General features: G+C 48.8%; 19 protein-coding genes. 7 read left to right on the forward strand and 12 right to left on the reverse strand.

Annotated elements, in window-relative coordinates:
- Positions 1 to 10: 10 nt before the first annotated feature.
- Positions 11 to 499: a methylated-DNA--[protein]-cysteine S-methyltransferase gene (locus AB8S08_RS10805; RefSeq protein WP_110075493.1), complete on the forward strand. Its 489-nt coding sequence runs from the start codon at positions 11 to 13 to the stop codon at positions 497 to 499.
- A gap of 6 nt (positions 500 to 505) precedes the next feature.
- Here the strand turns inward: AB8S08_RS10805 and AB8S08_RS10810 are convergent, their stop codons facing one another.
- Positions 506 to 1024, reverse strand: a complete 519-nt coding sequence (locus AB8S08_RS10810; protein ID WP_369742734.1) for a WYL domain-containing protein — start codon at positions 1022 to 1024, stop codon at positions 506 to 508.
- Between the two features lie 214 nt (positions 1025 to 1238).
- Here AB8S08_RS10810 and AB8S08_RS10815 point away from each other — a divergent pair, with 214 nt between their 5' ends.
- Positions 1239 to 1523 carry a hypothetical protein gene (locus AB8S08_RS10815; protein WP_369742735.1) on the forward strand — a complete coding sequence of 95 codons (285 nt, stop codon included), beginning with the start codon at positions 1239 to 1241 and terminating at the stop codon, positions 1521 to 1523.
- 11 nt (positions 1524 to 1534) lie between these two features.
- Here AB8S08_RS10815 and AB8S08_RS10820 read toward each other — a convergent pair whose 3' ends face one another.
- The gene (locus AB8S08_RS10820; RefSeq protein ID WP_369742736.1) at positions 1535 to 1969 is read right to left on the reverse strand and encodes a hypothetical protein; all 435 of its coding nucleotides are present in this window, start codon (positions 1967 to 1969) and stop codon (positions 1535 to 1537) included.
- Positions 1966 to 2394, reverse strand: a complete 429-nt coding sequence (locus AB8S08_RS10825) for an FAD-dependent oxidoreductase (protein ID WP_369742737.1) — start codon at positions 2392 to 2394, stop codon at positions 1966 to 1968. Before AB8S08_RS10825 ends, AB8S08_RS10820 begins: the two co-directional genes overlap by 4 nt.
- Positions 2395 to 2593: 199 nt before the next feature.
- Here AB8S08_RS10825 and AB8S08_RS10830 point away from each other — a divergent pair, with 199 nt between their 5' ends.
- A complete protein-coding gene (locus tag AB8S08_RS10830) occupies positions 2594 to 3484 on the forward strand; it encodes a MaoC family dehydratase (RefSeq protein WP_369742738.1) in 891 nt (296 codons plus the stop codon).
- 14 nt (positions 3485 to 3498) lie between these two features.
- Here the strand turns inward: AB8S08_RS10830 and AB8S08_RS10835 are convergent, their stop codons facing one another.
- From AB8S08_RS10835 to recC, 5 genes are all read right to left on the reverse strand, one after another.
- The gene (locus tag AB8S08_RS10835) at positions 3499 to 5988 is read right to left on the reverse strand and encodes a penicillin acylase family protein (RefSeq protein ID WP_369742739.1); all 2490 of its coding nucleotides are present in this window, start codon (positions 5986 to 5988) and stop codon (positions 3499 to 3501) included.
- Between the two features lie 125 nt (positions 5989 to 6113).
- Positions 6114 to 6533, reverse strand: a complete 420-nt coding sequence (gene arfB / locus AB8S08_RS10840) for an alternative ribosome rescue aminoacyl-tRNA hydrolase ArfB (protein ID WP_110075498.1) — start codon at positions 6531 to 6533, stop codon at positions 6114 to 6116.
- Positions 6534 to 6535: 2 nt separating this feature from the next.
- Positions 6536 to 8521, reverse strand: a complete 1986-nt coding sequence (gene recD / locus AB8S08_RS10845) for an exodeoxyribonuclease V subunit alpha (RefSeq protein ID WP_369742740.1) — start codon at positions 8519 to 8521, stop codon at positions 6536 to 6538.
- Positions 8511 to 12206: an exodeoxyribonuclease V subunit beta gene (gene recB / locus AB8S08_RS10850; RefSeq protein WP_369742741.1), complete on the reverse strand. Its 3696-nt coding sequence runs from the start codon at positions 12204 to 12206 to the stop codon at positions 8511 to 8513. The genes recD and recB overlap by 11 nt, the downstream gene beginning before the upstream one ends.
- Positions 12203 to 15634, reverse strand: a complete 3432-nt coding sequence (gene recC / locus AB8S08_RS10855) for an exodeoxyribonuclease V subunit gamma (protein ID WP_369742742.1) — start codon at positions 15632 to 15634, stop codon at positions 12203 to 12205. The genes recB and recC overlap by 4 nt, the downstream gene beginning before the upstream one ends.
- Before the next feature lie 174 nt (positions 15635 to 15808).
- Between recC and AB8S08_RS10860 the strand changes: the two genes are divergently transcribed.
- The 4 genes from AB8S08_RS10860 to AB8S08_RS10875 all read left to right on the forward strand — a co-directional run bounded on the left by AB8S08_RS10860 (position 15809) and on the right by AB8S08_RS10875 (position 18239).
- A complete protein-coding gene (locus AB8S08_RS10860) occupies positions 15809 to 16318 on the forward strand; it encodes a beta-lactamase hydrolase domain-containing protein (protein ID WP_313933245.1) in 510 nt (169 codons plus the stop codon).
- A 72-nt stretch (positions 16319 to 16390) separates the two neighbouring features.
- Positions 16391 to 17320, forward strand: coding sequence for a rhodanese-related sulfurtransferase (locus AB8S08_RS10865; protein WP_153826890.1), 930 nt, complete (start codon positions 16391 to 16393; stop codon positions 17318 to 17320).
- An 89-nt stretch (positions 17321 to 17409) separates the two neighbouring features.
- Positions 17410 to 17883, forward strand: coding sequence for a Dps family protein (locus tag AB8S08_RS10870; protein ID WP_153826891.1), 474 nt, complete (start codon positions 17410 to 17412; stop codon positions 17881 to 17883).
- A 158-nt stretch (positions 17884 to 18041) separates the two neighbouring features.
- Positions 18042 to 18239, forward strand: coding sequence for a DUF3185 family protein (locus AB8S08_RS10875; protein WP_110075505.1), 198 nt, complete (start codon positions 18042 to 18044; stop codon positions 18237 to 18239).
- 96 nt (positions 18240 to 18335) lie between these two features.
- Here AB8S08_RS10875 and AB8S08_RS10880 read toward each other — a convergent pair whose 3' ends face one another.
- Genes AB8S08_RS10880 through AB8S08_RS10895 form a run of 4 tightly spaced genes read right to left on the reverse strand, consistent with a single transcriptional unit; the run spans position 18336 to position 23237 of the window.
- The gene (locus AB8S08_RS10880) at positions 18336 to 19691 is read right to left on the reverse strand and encodes an MFS transporter (RefSeq protein WP_369742743.1); all 1356 of its coding nucleotides are present in this window, start codon (positions 19689 to 19691) and stop codon (positions 18336 to 18338) included.
- A 58-nt stretch (positions 19692 to 19749) separates the two neighbouring features.
- On the reverse strand, positions 19750 to 20529 hold the full coding sequence (locus tag AB8S08_RS10885) for a phosphotransferase (RefSeq protein ID WP_369742744.1): 780 nt from the start codon (positions 20527 to 20529) through the stop codon (positions 19750 to 19752).
- Positions 20511 to 21077 (reverse strand): nicotinamide riboside transporter PnuC, encoded by a 567-nt coding sequence (gene pnuC, locus AB8S08_RS10890; RefSeq protein ID WP_110075508.1) that lies wholly within the window; start codon positions 21075 to 21077, stop codon positions 20511 to 20513. The genes AB8S08_RS10885 and pnuC overlap by 19 nt, the downstream gene beginning before the upstream one ends.
- Before the next feature lie 9 nt (positions 21078 to 21086).
- Positions 21087 to 23237, reverse strand: coding sequence for a TonB-dependent receptor (locus AB8S08_RS10895; RefSeq protein WP_369742745.1), 2151 nt, complete (start codon positions 23235 to 23237; stop codon positions 21087 to 21089).
- Between the last annotated feature and the right edge of the window lie 8 nt (positions 23238 to 23245).

The following is a 23245-nucleotide window of genomic DNA, read 5'->3' on the forward strand; positions in this document are numbered from 1 at the left end:
GAGGTTTTTAATGATTTTTCAGCAAGCCATCGTGAGTCCACTGGGGCCGCTTATCATTACCAGCCGTAGAGACTTGAATGAGCGCAACATCAAGGGTGTTAGAGAAGCCATAACCGCTATTGATTTTGTTGCTGAACCCGATGCTTTAGCCGCACCCAGTGCCCTCACCGAACAAGCGGCAAAGCAACTAGAGGCCTATTTTGCCGGACAATTAACCCAGTTTGACCTACCGTTAGCTGCGGCTGGCACTGAGTTTCAGCAACAAGTGTGGCAAGCTCTGTGTACCATTCCCTATGGCACTACCGTCAGCTATCAAACCATCGCCAACAGTATCGCCAAGCCCAAAGCGGTACGAGCTGTCGGCATGGCGAATAGCCGTAACCCCATTGCGATAGTAATTCCATGTCATCGGGTGATCGGTGCCAACGGAACCCTTACGGGTTACGCTGGCGGCCTAGATAAAAAAGAAGCTTTATTACGTTTGGAAGGAAGTTGGTAATGCGCGCTAGGAGTGCGGATAGATCTCAACCATTTTTCGCAGCTGCTTGGCTATCTCAACACGCAGTTGTCTAGGCTCCAGTACCTCTGCATAGGGACCACAACTTAAGACCCAACTGATTAACTCTTTTGAAAGAGGCAACTGCGCCGTTAACAAAATTGACTCACCATTTTCTTCGATTTTCTGATTCGGCAACAACGGCTGCGATTTCAGAAAATGTCGTAAACATGGCTGACATTTTAGTTTGACGGTCTGCACCGCAAAATTGCTTTTACCATCAGACGGAATAGACAACAGCGGCAATAAAGGCGCATCTTGCACAATACTCCATCCATACGGTCGTGAACGTTCATCTGCAACTAGCGGGAAAACTTCTGACAACTCAACTAAATTGCGTTGCACGGTGCGAACGCTGACATCAATCCCATGCGTGACGAGCTTATCACATAGCGAACTCACATCTATCTTTTGAGGCTGCCGCGGAATATGCCGCAACAACATCAAATATCGCATCACTCTCTGCACAGACATACTCCTTGTCTCAACTACTTATTGTTTTTTTACTTTTGTAGCTTACCGCCAATATGCGTCATACCATGACGCATGCAATCCACCCTGTAAAGATAAAGCAAAAAGTTACTATGCTACATTGTATAGTCAAGCTTAATCCGCTTAACTTATATGCTAGAATGCTTTTCTGGTTGTTATGGCATTGACCTCAACTTAGCGGAGAATACTTATGCGACATATTCTGATGATGATCTTAGCTGCGGCTAGCTTAGTTCTGTTGGCTCAACCAGCTCATGGACAAAGTAGCGAACAAGCCAAAGAACAAAGCAAACAAACGGCAGAACAGGCACGCGAAGAACTTAAAGCCAAACGCGAAGCCCTACGTGAAAAAATGAAAGCAGAAAAAGAAGCTCTAAAAGAGCAACGCACCACCGAGCGTGAAGCGCTGCTCAAAGATAAAGAGAAAAAGAAAGACGATAACGGTAAGAAAAAAGACGACAATGGCCGCTATTAAGCGGCCATTGTTTATTTATCTTTTAACCGCTCTACACCCATAAACTTAAGTGCAATTCGCTCATATACCGGCTCACTAGTACCTCGTTTAACTTTAAACATAAAGTATTTTTCAAAGGCTATTTTGGCTAAATGAACCCATTTACCTGAGCCCGTCCAATTACGATTACGTGGTGGATTTTGCGGTACTGCCAAAAATGCCGCACCGGTATTCCCCATATCTGCCAAGCACAAAGCACTCAGCGTAGGAATTGAGTCCACCTGTTTACCCTCTACTAGCGCACAAATATTATGCACAATAGCGGTCGTCATTGATTCAATCATGAGGCCAGTTTTGGGCGCCCCAACCGGCACTGGTGTGGTTTCAATAGGGGCCAAGGCAACACAGACACCGGCTGCAAAAATATTGTTATACGTAGGAGAACGTTGATATTTGTCAGTGATCACAAAGCCTTTCGGGTTGCAAAGGTCAGGTACTGCAGCAATGGCCTCCGAACCTCTAAAGGAAAGCCCTCTGGACCACTACCTTCCACAGCTTCAAATGCCAGCCGCGGACCACTACAAATCACTAAATAATCATAAGCACGATGGCTACCATCACCCAAAGTTAACTGATTATTCGCAGCATCGATAGCAGCTACGCCAGCAGGAGAAAAGGCCACCCCCCGCTTGGTCAGGTACTTAGCAATCGGCATCACCACGTCATCGCGCGTTCGCGTACCCAGCGCTACCCAAGGGTTCGACGGCACAAAATTAAACTCTGCGCCTTCACCAATCACCTCAATAGTGGTCGCCTCGGGGAGCTTTTCGCGTAACTCAAAAGCAACGGACACCCCACCTAAACCAGCACCTATCACGATTACATTAGCCATCTCGAATCTCCTGCTGCTTTCTTGCTTTTATATTTCGCAATTAACTAAAATATGATTCAAGATAGGTCCTTAGTCAAACTTTTACGCTCCATTCTGATAAGTATTTTTAGATCTCGGCTTGAATTTACTAGAGGTATAACCTGATTCCAGCAAATTTATGGTATAAATACACCCTGACTTTCTTTAAGGACTTGGCGTTATGCATATGGAACACCCAACCACACTGCCAAATTTGCCAGGCATGTTTTTTCGTTCACTATTTACCGTGGCGCGAAAAGACGATGTAGCCGCAGATGCTTTTCAAATAAGTGATGTGTTTCAAGCTCCAGGTTTTACTAATGAGCGCTTACAGCGCTATCACGAAGCCTTTGCCGGATTCAGTAATGAGGTGCCGTTAACCTTAATGTACTGTTTGGCACAGCGCGTACACTTAGCGCAAATGCTTGGTGAACAGTTCCCTTGGCCAGCACCTGGGCTAGTGCACGTGAGTAACTCTCTAGAACAACATCAAGCGGTGGCAATAAATACCGACTTTATTATCAAAGCAAGCATTGCTATTCCTGCGCGTGGACCCAAAGTGTCGCCGCGCCGTTTGCGCCCGTTATTTACCGTTGAGTTCTGGCAAGACGAACAATTGGTCGTCACCTGTACCAGCGAATATCAAGTGATGCCGAAATCATCAGCAAAAGCTCCGTCTCGCGACAAGAAAGTTGCCGAAGCGCCCAGTGAACCCTGGCAAGCTTTGTCGGAATGGCAATTAAATGAAGCGAGTGGGCGCCAATACGCGCGCTTATCAGGTGACTTTAACCCGATTCATCTACATCCGTTAGTCTCGCGCTGGTTTGGCTTTGAACAACCTATTATTCATGGGATGTATATGGCAGCTCGAGCTCAAGCAGAAATTGAACGTGCCGCTGGTAAAGCCGTGCGTGCCATTGATGTGTCGTTCAAGCGTCCGGTCCCCCTGCCAGCTCGTATTCGTTTGTGGCAACAGTTAGATGAGCAACAGCAGAGTGGTCGTTATCAGATTTGTGGAGCTGAAGACCACCTTCAACGACTTGAAGGTGGCTTTCAGTTTCTTGCCGACTAACCCTGGCTAACGGCTTACTGGCTGCTGCCAGTAAGCTGTAATTCAACCTCAGTATGGGCGTCGATATCCGCTTGATGGAAATACAGCGGACGAAGTTGTGGCTCGCTCGAGTAAAGCAAGGTCTGATCAATAAAGTGGTCTGATTCACTGTTTGAACTTTGCGAGTAAGATAACAAACCCTCTGCAACCGGGCCATCATCAGTAAACTCTAAAGCGAACATCCAGCTTGAACCATAAGTAATATGGTAACCGCCAGCGGCAGCACTCAAGTCAGATCCTGGCAATAACGGATAGCGATGACGCGGCAATACCGTACCATCGTTACCCATATTGCTGCGGAATACGTTAAAGCCACCTTCAATATTGTGAGCTCCGCCCCATGGCAGCTTCAGGCCAGAAGCGCTGCCATCAGCTAGACTTTTCTCAACAAACTGCACACTGCCCAAGGGCGCATTAATGTCTAATCCAGCGCCAATAATACGTTGCTGCGCAGCGGCTAATTGCTGCACCACAACCTCGTTAGCAGCTAAGGTATGAGGCGTCGTAAGCGGTAGCTCTGGGTTATAAGGAACCTGCCATTGCGGGTTACGATTAAACTCAAAAGCAAATTCACGGAACACCATGGCACCCACGCTGTCCACATTCATTAAGCCGTCCCACTGCGCTAAAGCACCACAAGCCGGAGCTATCACATCCGTTGTTTGTGCGTCACATAAAGCCAGTAGATCGGTCAAAATGGCTTCACCTAAATAGTTGCGGTTACCAATCAAGCGATCCACTAGGTCCGCACGGGTAAACAATCCATTTGCCGAACCACCCTCAGCTAGCATTTTTTGCCCTAAGCGCGAGCGTAACGACTGCTGATTACCGACCGGACCCCACAATGGCGATACCCCAGAAATCGGTGCCTCTGGATTGGTTAACCAAAAACTATCGTTTGAGTTTTGGACAAAATCGGTACGCTCCAATTGCGGTGCTTGCGCAAAAGGCACGGTACCCTGTGGCATAAAGGCACTATCATCACCGGGGAAGATAAATAAGCCCGATTGCTGGGTTAAAGCCTGATACAACGGATGCTGTGACCAAACAGCTAGAGCTTCTGGTGCAATATTAGGTACCGAAGAGCCGTCGCTGAAAAACACATTACCGTCTTTATCCGTCGCCATCGCATTGTTAAATACCGTTCCGGTAAAGTCAGCAAAGGTTTGTTTATATTCAGCAATACTGCTAGCTCGGTTCATCCCAAACCAATGGTCAAACAGTTCATAGTTAGGAAGGTTTGCATCATGCAAGGCATAGGCTGCTACTTGACCGGTCGCATCATTCCCCCATGGCAAGGCATTAGGAACAATAATTAGTGGGCCAAATTCGCTGTAATAACTGGTTTTTCTAAGCGTCATGTAGCTATCAGGGCCATTAGCAACGCGAATTTGGTGAGTTTTGGTGGTCATTTTCACCGGTTCACCGTCTAACAGATAAGTCGTACCTGTGCTGTCATTGGTATCCAGGGTTAAGCGATGGATGGTAAAGCGTGATGCTGTAGAAAACGTATGGGTCCAAGCTACATCCTCGTTAAAGCCGATGTTGATAATACCTGGCATCCCCGAGAGCGAACCACCAACCACTTTTAAGTGGCCCGGAACTTCAATACCAAACTGCCAAAAACGTTGGTTCCCCGAGTGAGGAAAATGAGGATTAGCAATCAGCATCCCTTGCCCCGAGGCACTGAGATCTTTGCCGATGGCCCAGCCGTTGGAACCTGCTTCAGTTGGGTTAGTATCTGGAATACCTACCGACTGCGGATCAAAATTCAATGGCACCGGCTCGCCTGTGGCAGCATCAGTGACAATACTTTGATTACTAGGTACGGCTAAAAATAACGGCCCGGTGAAATTAGCGGCGCCCGGTAACAAGGCCACACCCTGCGCATAAGTCATTAAATCAATCGGCGTGATCGGCTGCACCCATGGCGCATTTGCGCACGCGGGGTCGATATTAGCTACCCCTGTATCAGCCAAATAGCGGTTGTAGCCGGCGGCATAACCGGTGATCAGTGCTTGGGTTTCTTCGCTAATTTGCTCAAAGCCAACTTCTGCATTTTCGCGAATACCCAACGTTAAAAAGCCAAAATCTGTCAAAATGTTTTCTGAATCGCCTGAGCCTGGCACCGCATCAGGGCCGTGGTAATAGCCACGTTGAGAATTAAATTTCACCACTTGGTCGGCTAAAATACAGATATTATCTTGAGCGAAAGCATAACCTACGCCATAGCCTAAGCTTTCCATATTGTCAGCGCTTACATAAGGTACGCCGTAATCAGTCCATTGAATTTTAGCATCGAGCTGGCCATTCGGCGCAAATGCCACTAACCCGCTGGGTGCTGGGGGTGGCGTTTCTGGTTCAGGCGGCGTATCCGGTTCGCTATCACCACATGCCGCAAGAGCTAACGAGCTACTAAGCACTAAAGTCGCCAGCAGCGACCGTTTGAATTTAGGTGTGTACATAGGTGTACCTTTTGTTCTGTGGTTGTTATGGCGCGTTGATTATTAATCAAACGCTTGTTTAATTATTGTGCTTCAGTATTACCCGAAAGCAACCACCACGCAATCACAAAAAAGTCACAAAGTATTTAGTCCGCCGGCTTTCTGCGTAAACTTTTAATGTCACCGCGCTGTTTCTTTTTGGCTACACGGCGCTGTTGACTGGCCTTGGTTGGCTTAGTGGCAATCCGCTTTTTGCGGATCACATTGACGCTCGCAACCAAGTCAATAAATTGCTGCAAGGCCTCTTCACGATTCGCTTGCTGACTGCGTGACGCTTGGCACTTGATGATGATTTTGCCACTTTGAGTAATACGGTGGTCGCTTTTCGCCAATAGCCGCTGTTTATAAAAATCAGGTAACGACGAGGCCTGAATATCAAAAATCAGTTGGGCTGCCGTGGAGACTTTATTGACATGCTGCCCACCGGCTCCACTCGAGCGTACAAACTGCCATTCAAGCTCTTGTTCCGGGATCGATACGCGTTGAGAAATCATAATCGCGGCCATAGCTATAGCCCTCCAATGCGGGAAATTTTACGTTTTACCGCTTGTATAATGACCCTAGGATTAGCGCAAACCAAACTCACTCGAGTTTTACCCCGCGTGATTCCAGTATAAAGGAGTTCTTTGCTTAACACCGGCATATCACGGTCTGGCAGCACCACCACGGTATGCGCAAACTCCGAGCCTTGCGACTTATGGATCGTCATGGCGTATGCGGTTTCAACAAAACTCAAACGACTAGGCACAATCCAACGTATTCCCTGGTCGGCGCCCCAAAATACCACTCGCAGCGGCTCATCGGGTCGCCGCTGCAGCACGATACCCATATCACCGTTACGCAGATTCATGCTGTAATCGTTTTGCGTTATCATCACTGGGCGGCCGTAAAACCAGCCATCCACATGCTCTAAATCACCGTGCAACCAGCGAATCACTTGCTCGTTCAAGCCCTGCAGGCCCCACTCGCCAACCCGCGTAGCTGCTAACAATTGAAATTGCCCTAACTGGGTTAGAACGGTTCGCGCCCAGTCATCAAATTCGACATCGGTGGCACTAGGTGCGGGGCGCTGTTGCAACAGCTCTGATAAACCGCTCAGGCCTTCTAGTACCAGCTCTTTAAACGCAGTGTCGCGAACGGTCTCAACCACCAACAGCTCAATATTATCTAACTGCTGCTGTTGCGCAGCTGCTTGCTCTTGGCCGTGCATCCAATCATTTAACCACCCCACCTGTTGCTGATTAACCTCGTTGGCTAATTTGCCAATGCCTTTGTTGGGGTCAAAACGACGGCTCACATGAAACATTGCCGTATGTTGTAAGTAAGGCCATTGTTCTCCTTGCGGATCCAATTTATCCGCCGGCAACGGTTGCTCTGAGGTCTCATTCAGCCAATTGGCGGTAGCTTCACTATAGTGTCCATGCTCAGCCTCGCAACACAGCTGTCCCAGCACAGCGCCAGCTTCAACACTAGCCAGCTGGTCTTTATCGCCGAGCAAAATCAACCTGGCATGGGCGGGTAAGGCATCAACCACCGCAGCCATCATTTCAATATCAACCATTGAGGCTTCATCAATGATCAACACATCAGCAGCTAACGGGTGGCTGTGATTATGTTTGAAGCCACGCTGCTGCGGGAGCGAGCCTAACAAACGATGCAAAGTAACGGCCTCGGTAGTGATCTCTGCCTTCAAGCCATCACTGCAATTAAGATTGTTTAGCTCGGTGCTAATAGCTTCGCTCATTCGTGCGGCCGCTTTCCCCGTGGGCGCTGCGAGACGCACGCGCAGCGGTTGTTGCTGCTCCCGCAAACGTTGTAAGGTAGCAAGTAGACGTACTACCGTATAGGTTTTACCGGTACCGGGCCCGCCGGTAACAATCGTAAAACAGCTACGCATGGCTAACGCACAAGCCAAACGCTGCCAACTATACTCGTCCGCTGCAGTGAACGGCCCAAATAACTCATCCAGCACCTGCTTGAGGGCAGCGCTATCCACCGACGGCTGCTGCCGCATACGTTGTCGCAAATCATTTTTGATGCTTAGCTCATAGTTCCAATAGCGACGTAAATAGAGCCTTCCGTTCGGCGCTAACACTAACGGGCTATTCGAACTCCCGATCGGTGCGGCGGGGTCTTCTGGTAACACCTGCAGCAATTTACTACGCATCGGAATGCTGCCGTAATCTCGAAAGTACAAACACACCAGCATTGCTGGCCGCATGCAGTCCTCTCTAGCCAGCGCACTGGCGTGTTCAGGTGGCAACGCTAAGGTAGTTTCAGGGTCATAGAGTAAGCCATGCAAATCTAAACAAGGATGGCCTCGCCCCAGTTGATGACTTACTAATGCGCCGAATAACACCAAAATTTCTTCATCAGGGCCGGCTAGCTGATCTAAATACTTGGCCAGCGCTAAGTCGATTGAACGAATCCAACCCTGTTCATGCATTGGCTCAAGAATCTCAACGACAGATAATTTCATCGGGCTATTTGCCATGAGTCACCTCCGCTGTGCTCATTGTGGTGCCCATAAATAAGGCTTCTAACTCAAGAATTAAGGCGCGCGGTGGACGGTCGTAAAACGCCCCACCATGGTCGGTTTCATACCCCCGCATAAACAGATAAACAGCGCCACCCACATGAGTATCGTAGTCATAGGCATCACCTAATCGTGCTTGTAACAGTTTATGCAGGGCCAAGGTATAAATAACGTACTGCAAATCGTATCTGCTGGCTAAAATTTTATCCCGCATAGCCGTTTGAGTATAAGCTTCCGCATTCGCCCCAAGGTAATTTGACTTATAATCAGCGACATAATATTTACCATCAAATTCAAATACTAAGTCAATAAAGCCTTTTAGCATGCCATTCAATTTTGCCGGTAATAACAGCGGACGTTGATGCCCTACTAGCACGTACTTACGCACCAAATGGTCAATACTCTGTGCCGACACACTGCGAGCCTCAAACCAAAACTCAGGCTCAGCCTGATAGTTTGTTAAATCAGCTAAGCGAAGCTGATGCTCGCCTACCTTAAACGGCGTCTTCAGATAGTTTACCAACCAATGGGCCAGCATGTCGGCTTCTTCTGCCCAAGTTTCAACTAAACTCGCTTGTTCTGCCAGCTGTTCACCTAACTCAGTCGATGCCGCTACCGTGGCAAAACCCTCATCGGCAGCTGTTTCTAGTAAATGGTGTAAAAAGGTACCCGGGCCAGCGCCTTTCGGAAAACCATGAATGGTTCCTAGCACTGGCGCTTGCTCGAATAACTCGCTGGTGAGCCCCACTGGGCTAGTTTCAGGGGCATCGTCGTATCGGCCCTCGAGCACATTCAAACCATCGGCATCATCTTCAACCAAACTCATTTCGCCATATTTCAAGGCACTGTAACTGGCCACCCACCAACTTTGCAGTTGATATCCAGCTGGCATCCGACAATGCGCTAGCTGCGGTAGTTGTTGCAATGGCGGCTGATAAGTCTCAAGGGAGCTGCTAGCGGTAATTTGTTGTACCGCAGCAGTGCCGGGCAACAGCAGCCCACTCAGTTTTTTAATGGGGCCGTTAAAACCACCCAGAATATAATGTAGGGCACTATTCTTAAATTCTTTAAAGGGTGCAATCCCGACAAATGTGGCGTATTGCGCCCGCGTGGCTGCCACATAAAGTTTGCGAATATCCTCGGCTAAACGCTCTCGCTCGGCTGCTTCAATTCCCTTTTCATCCTGCTTATCGTAAGCAAAACATAACTCACCATTAGCGTCGTGATAACTAGCCGGATACTGCACCCGAAACTGCTTCGGCCAGACGTTGCTGATAAAGGGCAAGAAGACTAACGGATACTGTAATCCCTTAGATTTATGGATAGTGATCACCTGCACCAGTTGGCTGTCACTTTCAAGTCGTACTTGTTGTTCTGAGCTATCGGTGCGGCTGTCACTTTGTTGCGCCAATTGAATATGTTCGGCTAAATAGCGTAGCACTCCGGTCATGCCTTCAGTCACCGCAGCATGCTGCTGCAGCAATTCGGCTAAATGTAGTACATCGGTTAACTGACGCTCACCCTGTACCTGCTGCAGCAGCCTAGCCGGCACTTTAAAATCATGCAGCAACCGCTGCAGCATCGGCAACACCCCTTGTCGTTGCCAACGGTGATGATATTCGATCATCTGATCAGCTAATTGGTCCCAGCGCAATTCATCACTAAAATAATCATCTAGCTCAGCTAAACTTAAACCCAATAATTGGGTGCTTAATGCTGCTCGCACTAGGCTAGGATCGCGAGGTTGCGCACAGCCTTGGAGCAACGTGAGTAAATCAGTAGCCACCACGCCGGCAAACACAGAGTCGCGATCCGACAGATAGACACTTTGCACTTGGCGCTGGCGCAAAGCATCACGCATGAGCCGAGCTTCATTGGCGCTATTAACAAGTACTGCTATATCACTAGGCTGCACTCGCTGCATTGCACCATCCGCAGTCTTAAAACCGCTATCAGGGTCATTCAATAACTGCACAATAGTAGCCGCAAAGTGTTGCGCCAAGGCTGTTTTACATTCGCCATCCGAGGTCTTGTCAGCTGGGTCATACATGGCAATCTGTAACGCTGCCAGTGGCTGTTGTGCTGCCACAAAAGTGCGCGATAGACCATTTGCTGCCACTTCGATAAAAGGTACGGGGTTATCGGCACTGCTAGGGTCGGCAAACATGAACGCCCCCAGCGGCGAGGACTCCGCCTGCTTAAATAACGCATTGGTGGCGGCAACCATCGCATCGGTAGAACGAAAGTTCTTAGCTAGGGTGTAATGACGTCCAGTGGTAGCCCGCCGCGCTTTTAAATACGTATAAATATCAGCATTACGAAACGAATAAATCGCCTGTTTAGGGTCTCCTATCAAAAACACCCCGCACGGATCGGCCGTGTGAGCAATATCGTAAACCCGATCAAAAATATCGTACTGTACCGGGTCGGTATCTTGAAACTCATCAATCATCGCAACAGGAAACTGCTGCTTGATGGTACTCGCAAGTAGCGGCCCCTGCTCGCTATGTAGAGCTCGACGCAGCCGCGTGAGCATATCATCAAAGCCCATTTCCGCACGCTGCCGCTGCAGTTCGGCAAAACGTTGTTGCAACCAATGAGCCGCATGTTGTAGCAAGGGGGTCTTGAGTTCGGGCAATTTGGCTACCGCTTGCTGCAAATCAGCAAACTTCTGCCAGAATGGATGTTCTGGAACGCCACTAGGAACCACCTCGTCCATGCCATCGGGTGTTAACCGCACAAATCCGGACTCTGGCTTTAGGCTAGGTTGCAACACCAATTGCCCAGCCGCCAGTTGCTGCGCCCAAGCTAATAACTGTTGATGCCATTTAGCTACCGACGCGGCTTGAATTTTGTTCGCATTCTTGAGTTTACCCTCAGTGCGCAATTGCCCAATGATTGCGACAATGTCATCACTCCATTTAGCCCAAGGCAGCTCTAAAAAAGTGTGTTTTAGTTGCTCAATTTGCTCGGCTTGTTGCTGCAATAATTGATGCGGTACAACCTGAGGTAACCGCTCCGTATGAGCCACTAACTTTAACGCACGTTTTAAAAGCTCTGCGGGGGTCGCAAAAGCTTCAATAAAAGCTTGATAAAGCGCCACTTCGTTGGCCGCTAATGGAGCAATAAAACTGCGCCAATAGTCCTGCGCTGTTTGTAGCCAAAGCTCCTGATTGTCGGTATTCAGCTGCTGAGTGAATAAACTGCCACTAGCGAATGCATGCTCTCGCAACATCCGATTACACCAGCCATGAATCGTATGTACTGCGGCTTCGTCCATATTTAGAGCCGCCTGCGCTAACAATTGTGCAGCCGCTGGCAAATCCGTTTGCTGCTCACGTAAGGTCACTAAATAGTCTTTGTCGGTACCGACCTGACTATCGCGAAAATATTCGGCCGCTTCACTTAAGGTGGCACGAATACGATCACGTAATTCTTCGGTGGCCGCTTCGGTAAAGGTCACAACGAGAATCTGCTCGGGTAGCAACCGACGCTCGAGCACGAGACGCACATAAAGGGCTGCAATTGTGTAAGTTTTACCGGTACCGGCACTGGCCTCAATCAGACGACTGCCCACCAGTGGCATAGTCACAGGATCTAAACTAATAATTGCGGGCGATGCGGTAGCTTGTTCCATGCTCATTCACTGTCTCCTGTGTCACCTTCACTACCATGGCCAATTGCGGTTAACGTGGCAAACCAAGGTAAATACAAACGCTTGACCCAAGCCAGCATCTGTTGATTTGCCACTAACTCAGCATAAGTTGGATAAAACCGTGCCACGTACCTTTTACTGGTGACCAACGCCGCCACTGATCTATTGCCATCTTCGTAAGCCTGCTCTGCATCATCATGCTCCAGCTCGAGTTGTTCTGCGTTGAGCATATTAGCTAAGGTCTTATGGTGCGCAACTAACCCGGCAGCAGCAGTTTCAAGCTCCAGCGGCAATGGCCAGGTTAACCCCTCTGCCACCGCCGCCAAAATATTCTGCAGTTGTGCCTGCGCATTAGCTGTAGGTAGCGGCGCTAAACTTAAACCACCAATCGGCCCTAACATGAAGGTTTGTGTGGGCGCAACAGTATTCAGCAAGAGATGCTCAAGGTAACAACGCACGGCATGCTTTAAGCGTGGCTGTAACTCTTTACCGATTGAGTGCACCAGTTTTGATGGGCTCAAGATTAAATGTAAGCGCTCACCCACATGATTTTGCCGCAGTCCCTGAAAGGTTTCGCTAACCGTCAACGGTGGCGTTAATTCGGTACTCTGTACCCGGATTGTTTGCACCGGCACCGGCTGCTTATACTCGGTTAACAGTGGCTGCGCTTGGGCGATGATGGCTTGTACTTGGGCCGCGATATCCTGCTTCATGAGCTCACCAGCAGCCCCTTGCGGCAAGTTACCTTGGCGCTGTAAACGTGCCAGTGCTAGTTGCAAGTACATGTGACAATGCCCTGCATCAGCTGACTGCAACAGCGGTTCGTGCACCGCTGTCAGCGCCTCTTGCGTTAATTGCCAGCGGCTTAAGCCATCCAGCACAAAACATTCGTCATCCTTTGCCGTTAGCTGTTGTTCACGTAGATACACCCCAAAGCGCAAGTTCATCAATAACTTAGCCGGCTCTTTAAAAAAGTCCGTCAATTGGCTTACGGTAAGCTCACCCTCTTGGACAAAAGGCGGCAAGGTCACTAACGGTTGATTGAGCGTATCGGTTGGCTCGCTATGAACGACCTGCCATTCTTCAGCAAAGGTAAACCATTGTTGGTATTGCGGTTGGCTGGTCTTAAAATAAGCGCGACTAAACGGCTGCAGTTTATGTTCTTGTACCCACGCATAGGGCCCCCATAGACGCTGCAAGTGTTCTAATAGCTGGCTCACTAACACCGAGGGTGGCTTTTCAGAGTTATCGCGAATACTACGCCCATGCCAGCTGACATAAAAACGCTCACGTGCAGATAGCAGAGCTTCTAAAAATAGGTAGCGATCATCCTCTCGACGGGAGCGATCACCTGGACGAAAATCTCTCGCCATCAGATCAAAATCAACGGGCTTTTGCGAACGCGGATAATCACCATCATTCATCCCCAACAAACAAACGACTTTAAACGGGATGGCACGCATCGGCATCAGTGTTGCCACATTCACACTACCGGCTAAAAAGCGTTGATTTAACTGTGGCTGGTCGACCTCACTCAACCAACTTTCAGTAACCACTGTAAGCGGTATGCTTTGCGTAAAACCGGCTTCGTCGCAAGCTTGCAGCCATTGCTCTAATTGCTGCCGTAACCGCTGCAAGAGAATCTCATCGGCATCACTGCTAGCTACAAATAAGCTGGTAAGCAGCCCAGCTAAATACTCGGTCCAATCCAGTGGGGTACGCGGCTGTTCAGCGGCATTAAAATGCGCCAAGAGGCGATCAATAAACAGTAATAAAGCGCCAGCCGCTTCGGCTTCAAGACCAGCCACATCGGCATAGGGTTCAGTCTCCTGCCACTCACTATTTAGCAGTGGGATCGCTCCGGTTGCGTAACCCAGCAGCATCCGCCGCAAGCCAAACATCCAACTGTTACTATCGCTACTGGGCAATCCTAGCGCAGTCCGATGCTCAGCCGCCAACCCCCACCGGATACCTGCTTGCTCTATCCAGCGCTGCAACAAGGGTAAGTGTTGCTCAGCCAAGCCCAGTTTGGCGGCAACCGCTGGTACTTGCAGTAAGTCAATGATGTCACTTGCGGTGGCTCGTTGTTGCCGAATCGCCAACACATAATCTAGCGCAATCAGGATCGGATGCCGATGACGCTGCCCTTGGTCGGCAATAGTGTAAGGTAAGAAACGAGGATCGCTGCGCTCGATACGCCCAAATACCGCATCGATATGCGGTGCATACAAGTTAATATCTGGCACCATCACCATCACATCGCGCGGCTGCAAGGTTTCGTCTTCGGCAAACCAAGCTAACAACTGATCATGAAGCACTTCTACTTCACGTTGTGGGCTGTGCGCACAATGAAACTGCATGGCCTGCGGCTGTTGTAATTGCGGCCACTGCTGCTGTGACTCAGCCACGCTGCGCAAGTGCAGAATATCGTCTTGCAGCATGTTTAAAACACTAGGTTGTGGCGGTAAGCTGTGCGGAAAAATGTCAGATTTTAGATAATTAAGCTGTTCGCGTACTGCTGCAGACTCATCGGCAAGCTCTAACAAGCGAATGTAATCGCGGCCTTGCTTGCCCCATGCCGCTAGCAGTGGATTGGCCTCGGCATGCAACCCCTCTTGCTCCAACATCCTCTTATTATCAACAATATGACTCCAATGCTCAGCACAAGGGTTGTGCACGCACAAAATCACCTGCACGCACGAGCTCAGCGCATTAAATAATTCGAGTAGTTGCTCGGGCAAACTTGAGATACCAAAAATAATCACTCGCCGCGGTAAGTTCTTGGGCCTACTGGCGGCAGTGAGCTGTTGTGTCGCTTGGATGAATTCGCGATGCAAAGTGGCGCGGTTATTCCAGCGCTGGTCTCCAACATCGGCCAGCAAATAACGCCATAACAGCGGTTGCCATAGGTCATCGTCACCCACTTTTACATCGGTACTGCTAGCATCGGCCCAATTATCTAACCAGTCAGCCCGATACATTTGATATTGATCATACAAATCCGCCAAGCGCTGGCTTAGCTGTAACAACTTACGTTGGTCACTATCATCTTGCATATAGCGTTGCAGCACCGCAAATTCAGGCTCGGCCAAATGCTGTGGCAAGATCCGAAATATCCGCCAGGTTAAACGGTTTTTATCAAAAGGGGACGAGGTGGGTAGTTGATCGCCAAGCACGGCCCGATAAGCTCGCCACTGAAACCGCGCGGGTAACGTCACCTCTAACATACTAGCGATGCCCGTGGTCTGTGCTACATGCAACTTCAACCATTGTGCAATACCATTCGATTGCACTAAAACAGTCTCGGTTTCTAGGGGCTGCAAAGGATAGCGCTGAGTCACACCAACCACTAGATCGGTTAGTTCCTCTAACCTATGGCTGTGTACAACAATCATACCTGGCGTTATTTCACTCATTTGATATCCTCAAATTATTCTAACCGTCATCGTACCTAAACCCACTACTGTAAACTAGCATGATTAAACGACATTATGCGTCGCCTACTTAGTATCACCCCAAATAAGGTAGCGATAGTAAGTTAACAGAGCCTGGTTTAAAGTGATCTTGAATCGTAGTGACTTGGAGCTAACATGAAAATCATCACCCTACTTGCCGCAGCAGTCATCTTCACCAGTGTCCTCAGTGCATGCGCACCAACGCCAGCGACGCCAGCGCCAACTCCGCTAGCTGATGTGTTGCAACCAAGCCCCGATCGCTATGTCAGTGGCCAGCCGACCAAACAACAGTTGGCTGCATTACAGCAGCTAGGTGTGCGCCAAGTCATTAATTTACGCTCTGATGCCGAAGTTGCTGATCACCCTGAACCCGAATGGGCCGCCGCACTGCAATTAAATTATCAGCATTTACCCATTCGTGGTGCTGCTGATTTAACCCTAGCCAATATACAAGCCTTTGATCAGCTTTTAGCTACGCCACAACCCACCCTACTGCATTGTTCCAGTGGCAATCGGGTTGGCGCAATGATGGCATTACGCGCTTATTGGCTGCAACAAGCTAGCGCTGAGCAGGCTTTACGCATTGGCTATGAGCATGGTTTGGGTGATTTAGAGGATAGTGTGAAACAGCTGCTTCAAGATTAACTTTATGCTAGACTATGCGCGCATTTTTTGACCTCGGATTTACGTTCCGAATCGCCAATAAAAGGAAATCTTATGTATATTTGCGCCGCACTTTATAAGTTTGTGGAATTTAACGATTTTGCTGAATTTCGCGAGCCCCTCTATCAAGCCATGATCAGCAACGACGTTAAAGGTACTTTGCTGTTAGCCCGCGAAGGTATTAACGGTACTATTTGCGGTACCCGCACAGGTATCGATAAGGTCCTCGATTTTTTACGCCAGCAAGCTGTATTTGCCGATCTTGAACACAAAGAATCGCCCAGCGATACCCAAGCTTTCTACCGTACCAAAGTGAAGCTTAAAAAAGAGATAGTCACCATGGGCATCGACTGGGTGGATCCGAAGAATGTGGTGGGCACCTACGTAGATCCGAAAGATTGGAACGCTCTCATCCGCGACCCTGAAGTACTGCTTATTGATACTCGTAACGACTACGAATACGCCGTCGGAACTTTTGAGGGTGCGATCAACCCTAAAACCGAGAGCTTTCGTGAATTTCCTGAGTATGTGAAAGAGCACCTCGACCCAAGCCAACATAAAAAGGTAGCCATGTTCTGTACCGGTGGCATTCGCTGTGAAAAATCTACAGCCTATTTAAAATCACTTGGCTTTAACGAGGTATACCATCTTAAGGGCGGCATTCTTAAGTATTTAGAAGAAGTACCCGAAGAAGAAACCAGCTGGCATGGTGATTGTTTTGTGTTTGATCAGCGCGTGACCGTAAGCCATGGCTTGAAGCAAGGCAACTATGATCAGTGCTACGCTTGCCGCATGCCGATTACTGCTGAAGAAATGCAGTCAGAGCATTACGTTAAAGGCGTTAGCTGCCCTCATTGTCATGACAAAACCAGTACTGAGCAAAAGCAACGATTTGCTGAACGCGAAAAGCAAATTCAGCTGGCAAAACAACGAGGCGAACAGCACATTCGCGATGGCAAGTTAGAGCAGTTACAGCAGAATTAAGCCGTTTCTATTGCCCTTGAAAAGGTCTATACTCGGTCATAGATAGAGTGATATAGAAAGTTTTTTCTTAGCGTAACAAGGAGTCATAGATGAAACAGCTGAACGTGATTGGCTTAGACCAAAAACATTCTGAACAGCTTGCTGAACGGTTAAATCAACTACTGGCCAACTATCAGATTTTCTACATGAATGTGCGCGGCTTCCATTGGAACATTAAAGGTAAAGAGTTCTTTGAACTGCATGCTAAGTTTGAAGAAACCTACAACGAGTTATTACTGAAAGTAGATGAAATTGCAGAGCGTGTCCTAACCTTAGGCCAGCGTCCGCTGCACGCATATTCTACTTACATTGAAGCAAGCGAAATTCAAGAATCTAAAGATATTCATGATGGCAAGGCTTGTGTTCGTGAAATTCTTGATAGCTACAAAGTCACTATCCGCTTGCAACGCGAAATTCTTGAACTTGCTAGCGAAGCCGGTGATGAAGGTACGTCCTCATTGATGAGTGATTACATCAAAGAGCAGGAGAAAACTGCTTGGATGCTCACCTCATACTTGAGCTAACAGTATTTGTTTACTAGCAGCTAGTTAAATGAAAAATAAAGAAAAGCCCGACACCAATTATTGGCGTCGGGCTTTTTTTATAAAAAAACCTGCTATGCTTACAACTGCTGTACGATAATAACAAGAGCAATAATTAAACAGACCATAAGGAATAAACTATGAACAAGCTTATCGGCATTGTCTTACTAGTGGTTGGTATTATTTTGTTGTATTTCGGCTGGGAAGCCTATAACTCGGCGGCATCGGAGCTCAGCCAAATGGCAACCGGAGAAACCACAGATAACGCGATGTGGTATCTGATTGGCGGCGCTATTGCAGTTATTGTAGGCCTCTACGGCATCATTCGTGGCAAATAACTCAACACAGCTGCGGTGAGTACTTGCTGGCGAGCAGCCAGCTCGGCTCACCGCCACTCTTGGCCCACAGCCAAAACGGCGAAGGGCAGCTAGTTATTAATCTTGTTGCACATTAGGTAACCGCCAAGCCCGCACGGCCGCTAATAAACCTAAACCAATCAATGTGAGCATCACTGCTTCAATACCTAACAGGCTATCTACTACGCCTAGCAGCATGCCTAGCAATAAAACTAAACCAATAACCGTGTTCGACACCGCAGTAAATTGGGCACGATTACCCTGCGTTGCCATATCCACCAAATAGGTTTTACGGCCCACGCGAGCCCCATGATGAGCTACGGCTGCAGCAAAGATCAGTCCACCGCCTACCCATGGCTGGGCTAACCAAGCAGGGGCCAAGGCCATCACCGCCACAGCTATCGCCATCACTGCCGTAGCCAACAAAGCTGCTACCGCCATCACTTGGTGGCTAGCGCGATCGGACCAGCGCCCCCAAAACCGACCTGCAAGTAAACCAGCAAGCCCGCTCGCCAACATCAAACCGCCCAAGCTAGTGAGTTGCAAATCATCACCCGTTTGGTCGGTGCCAGCCACTTGGATCATCACCACCAAATAAGGGATGGCAAAGGCCGAAGCCACCAGCAGCGCGCGGGTTATTACAAACTGACCAAACTGACGGTCTTGCCACAATAAACGTAACGATTTCAGTGCCTCAACTAAAGCATTACCACCGCCTTCGGTGGCACCTGGTACTTCCGGTACCGCAGCATAAATCAGCGCAGCGCACAGCCATAGGAGCGCAGCCGCACCCAGTAACGCTGCAAACAACCACTCACTAGCTTGATTGTCGCTACCTACCTGGGGCACCCCAATAATCACTAACGCAGTTAACAGTGATAACAGCCCAGCGATTGAAGCCGCCAAACCTGTGAGGCGACCGCGTTTGGTTTTAGAAATGGTTTTACCTTGCACATCTTTGATAGCAACGGAACAGACGCCCCGGGCAATGCTAAAGAGCGTAAGTAACACAATAATGATCCAGCCTAGCAGCTCACCGCGCGTGGTAAGTACAGCCACCAACATGCCCACCAAGGCCGCTGCTTGACCAAGGCTACCTGCTACCCAAAACCATTTTCTTACTGGGGTCTGCCGCAGTTGCTGGGCAATAATTAATTGCGGTAAAAGAGCCAACGACTCACGTAGCGGCACCAGCGCACTGATGAAAAAGCTAGGCGCACCTAAGGCGGTTAACATCCACGGCAGCACCAGCCGAGCACTTACTAAAGAATCACCCAACTTAGTTAGGGTAAGTGCCCATAAATGAGCTAAAAAGGCTTGTGGTTGGTCGTTACAGGCGGCGTCGGGGATATCTTTGCACACGCGCGCATCTTCATCTTCTGCTAGGTAGCCATAGAGTTTGTTTGTTAACGACTGCTGCTCGGTACTACTCATAATGGCTCCTTGGTTGACGATGTTAGCGGCCCTAGCGGCCTAACACCGGCGCGGCCAATTAAGTATGGCCTTGTAAGTTATGATGTAATTCATACCATAATTGGCTGACAGTTTCAGCCAACTGCAGCCAATCGGCTAATTGTTGTGAGTGAATATGAATACCAGCAACACCTTCGTAGCTATGAATAAAAGCTCGTTGCTGAGTGTTATCAAAATCGTTGGCCAACATGCTATTCGCCAAATCAAAATAGCGTTCACCCATGCCCGCATATTCCCAATCGATTACCTGTAAGTGAGGTTGCGTAAAAACATGATGAAAAGCTAAGTCGTTGTGACAAAAAACCGGGTTCATACCAAAGCAGTCAATTAACTTGCGTTGCTGCCCAATACGTTTACGAAACTGGCGCGCGCGCTCTTCATCATAACGAGCTAAGGCATCACAATAGATTTGTAACCGCGACCGCAACGACCACACCGGCACATCAACTTGCACCCGATGAATTCTGGCACTCACCTCGGCTAAGCGCTGGATTTTGGTGCTCATAGCCAAGGTGCTGTGAGCTAAATCATCGCCGCTAATAAACGGCTGTAGTAGCAATCCCTGAATGGTATCGTAATAGAGAACGGCGGGGGCGAGTTGTTGCTCGGCGAGTTGTTGTTGTAACGCTACTTCTTGGTCGCGATTAAGACCGTAAGGATGATCGTAGCGGAAATGCTTTAACACATAACTCTGCTCGGTCGTGATAATTTTATACACGTCGTTAGCAACCCCTTTGAGAAGGGGTTGCGTATCTAAAACACCATGAATAGGGAGGTTAGTTAACCACTGCTGTTGCATGCTTGTTGTTGTCCTTGCCGCCATTGCCACATTGCATAAACTACCAAAACTAAATACACCACATAAAGCCCAGCGGTTTGCTCAAATCCCTTAATGGCATATAAATAAATATAGGCGCTATCAATCACCAGCCAATACACCCAATTTGAAAATAATTTGCGCGTAAGAAGCCAAGTGGCAAACAAACTATAGACAGTAGTATAGCTGTCTAACCATACTTGGTCAGCCTGCGTATAGGTTTGCATCAACCAAGCCAAAAGTGCCGCAACCAGCGCCAGCAGCACGCCAACAATGACATGCCAACGCCAACTATACCCTACTTGAGTAGCAGCACTATCACTTGCCGTGCCATAGCGCCACTGCCACCAACCATAACCTGCCAATAGCACATAGATGGCTTGTAAGGCACTTTCTAAATACAGCTGCACATGAAACATCAGCCAGGCATAGATGGCGCAACTTAAGGCGCCAGCTAACCAACACCATACCGACTGCCGAGCCGCCAACAGTAAATACAGAAGTGCTAGAATAATTGCGAGGATTTCCATCCCTTGCTCCTAAAAACTATAGCTTGCGGTGAAGCCAACACGTCGTGGCTCACCCCACTGCTCATAGGTTTGTGGCGCATATTCAATTCTTGGATCATTGCCAAAATAGAAGCCGCGTATACCATAGTCTTGGTCACTGAGATTACGCGCCCACAGGCTCAAATGCCAGTCTGCTAACTGCCAATCCACACTGGCGTGCCAAAGTTGTACAGCAGCACTACGACTATTATGCGAATCTGAATAATAGAAGCTATCTTTGTAGTCTGTTTGCAGCGTCACCGACAGTTGCTCTAATGGCTGCCAAGTGATGCCGACATTGGCCTGATGATTTGGTGCATAGGCCAATTCACGACCACTCATGTCAACCCCATCTTCGGTCACAAAGCCTTGCATGTCACTTTCTAACCAGCCCAATGCAGCAAAGCTCTGTAACTGCTCCGTAAAGCGATACCGTAGCTCTAATTCCGCACCATAGCTATTGCCACTGGCAGCGTTTTCAATGTAACCAACAAACTGCTGTTGTCGATTAATCCAACTCTTAAGCTGTACGTCATTACGGTCTTGGTAAAACAAAGCTGCATTAAACAACAGGGTATCGCTATCGTTGATATATTTGTAACCAAGCTCGTAACTGGTGAGCAACTCAGGTGCAAAGGTAGCCCGCTGCTGCAGGAACTGGCCCAACTCGGTATCTAACTGACCACTCACCTTACCCAGCGCCTCACCATTCACCCCACCCGTCTTATAGCCACGCGCTAGGGTGCTGTACCACATGCCACCAGCTAGGGTTTGATAACTTAAACTCAGCCGTCCGCCCCACATAGAATCACTCGGCTTAGCTGCCACCTGATTACTATCCTGATAAGGATTACGATAACGCTCTAAACGCAGTCCGGTAGTGAGTTGCCAGCGATCGCTTAACTGCTGAACCAGCTCACCATAAAGGGCGAGGTGCCGGCTTTGATAAGAACTAACAAAGCGATCTTGCTGGTCAATATCCCAGTTCATAAAATCTCGTTGCATGTCCTCATCACGCTGATAGGCATACAGCCCTAACACCCAATCTGTTGGTAAGCCCAGCCATACTTGCGGCTGTGTACTTAACCAACGTACTTCTACACTATGGTCTTGGCGCTGCCGTTGATAGCTATCTACCGAGGCATATTCCCATCCCGGCGCAATCCCTGGATAGCTCCAATCTTCGTCATAACTGTACTTACTATCAGCATTAAGATAACTGTAAGCCAGCAACAACTCGCTGTATTGCCAACCCGAAAAGGTTGCGGCAAAGCGCACTGCTTGCTGGGTTAAATCATCTTCTCCAGGTTGGTCGGCATAACTTTGCCGGGTATTATCCAGGCTAAAGGCATCGTAGCCATTATCTTGCCGATAGCTATGCAGGGTAGAACGTAAACTCCAATCGCTGCCTAACTCGGTAAAAACATTCAAACGTACTGCACGTTCGGAACGCTGTTGGGTATCGTCTCGTTGCAAATAGAGGTTTTCGGTAAAACCATCATCCCGCTGTTGATAAATACTTAAACGCGCGTCGCCCAAAGCACCAACCGCCCCACCCAGCGCTAGGCCAGCGCGGCGACCACCGTAGTTTGCAATGCCGAGTAACCACTCGCCACTATGTTCTGCTTTAGCTCGAGTGCTTTCTAGCACCAACATGCCGGCCATGCCATCGGCACCAAAGCGGCCACTTTGGGGGCCGCGATAGATCTCAACTTGGCTGATATCAAACAATTGTGCGGCTTGGCCTAACCCGCTGTAATTAATACCATCAATAAGCAAACCTACCGAAGGATTAATAGGGTCAACAAACTGACTACGCTCACCAATACCACGAATTTGAATGAACCGTGCGCGCGAGCTCCCCCCTGCAAAATTAACGTTAGCAACGCCTTGCAGTACTTCATCAAGATGCATAGCGCCGCGCTCAGCCACCATGCTTGCGCTAATAGTGGCGACACTGGTAGGGGTTTCATTGACCGTTAGCTGCCGAAATTGACCTTGCACGCGAATACGCTCTAACTCGATAGCAGCGTCATCAGCAGAGGTCGGCTGCGTGGCCTCAGTGGCGGCATGGGCAAGACTAGTGACTAGGGTGAAGCCTACTAACAGGCTCGAAACAACAGGTACAACAGAGTTAAACATGGATTATT

Origin of the sequence: Pseudidiomarina sp. PP-1MA (assembly GCF_041200125.1) — a bacterium.
Lineage (GTDB): Bacteria > Pseudomonadota > Gammaproteobacteria > Enterobacterales > Alteromonadaceae > Pseudidiomarina > Pseudidiomarina fusca.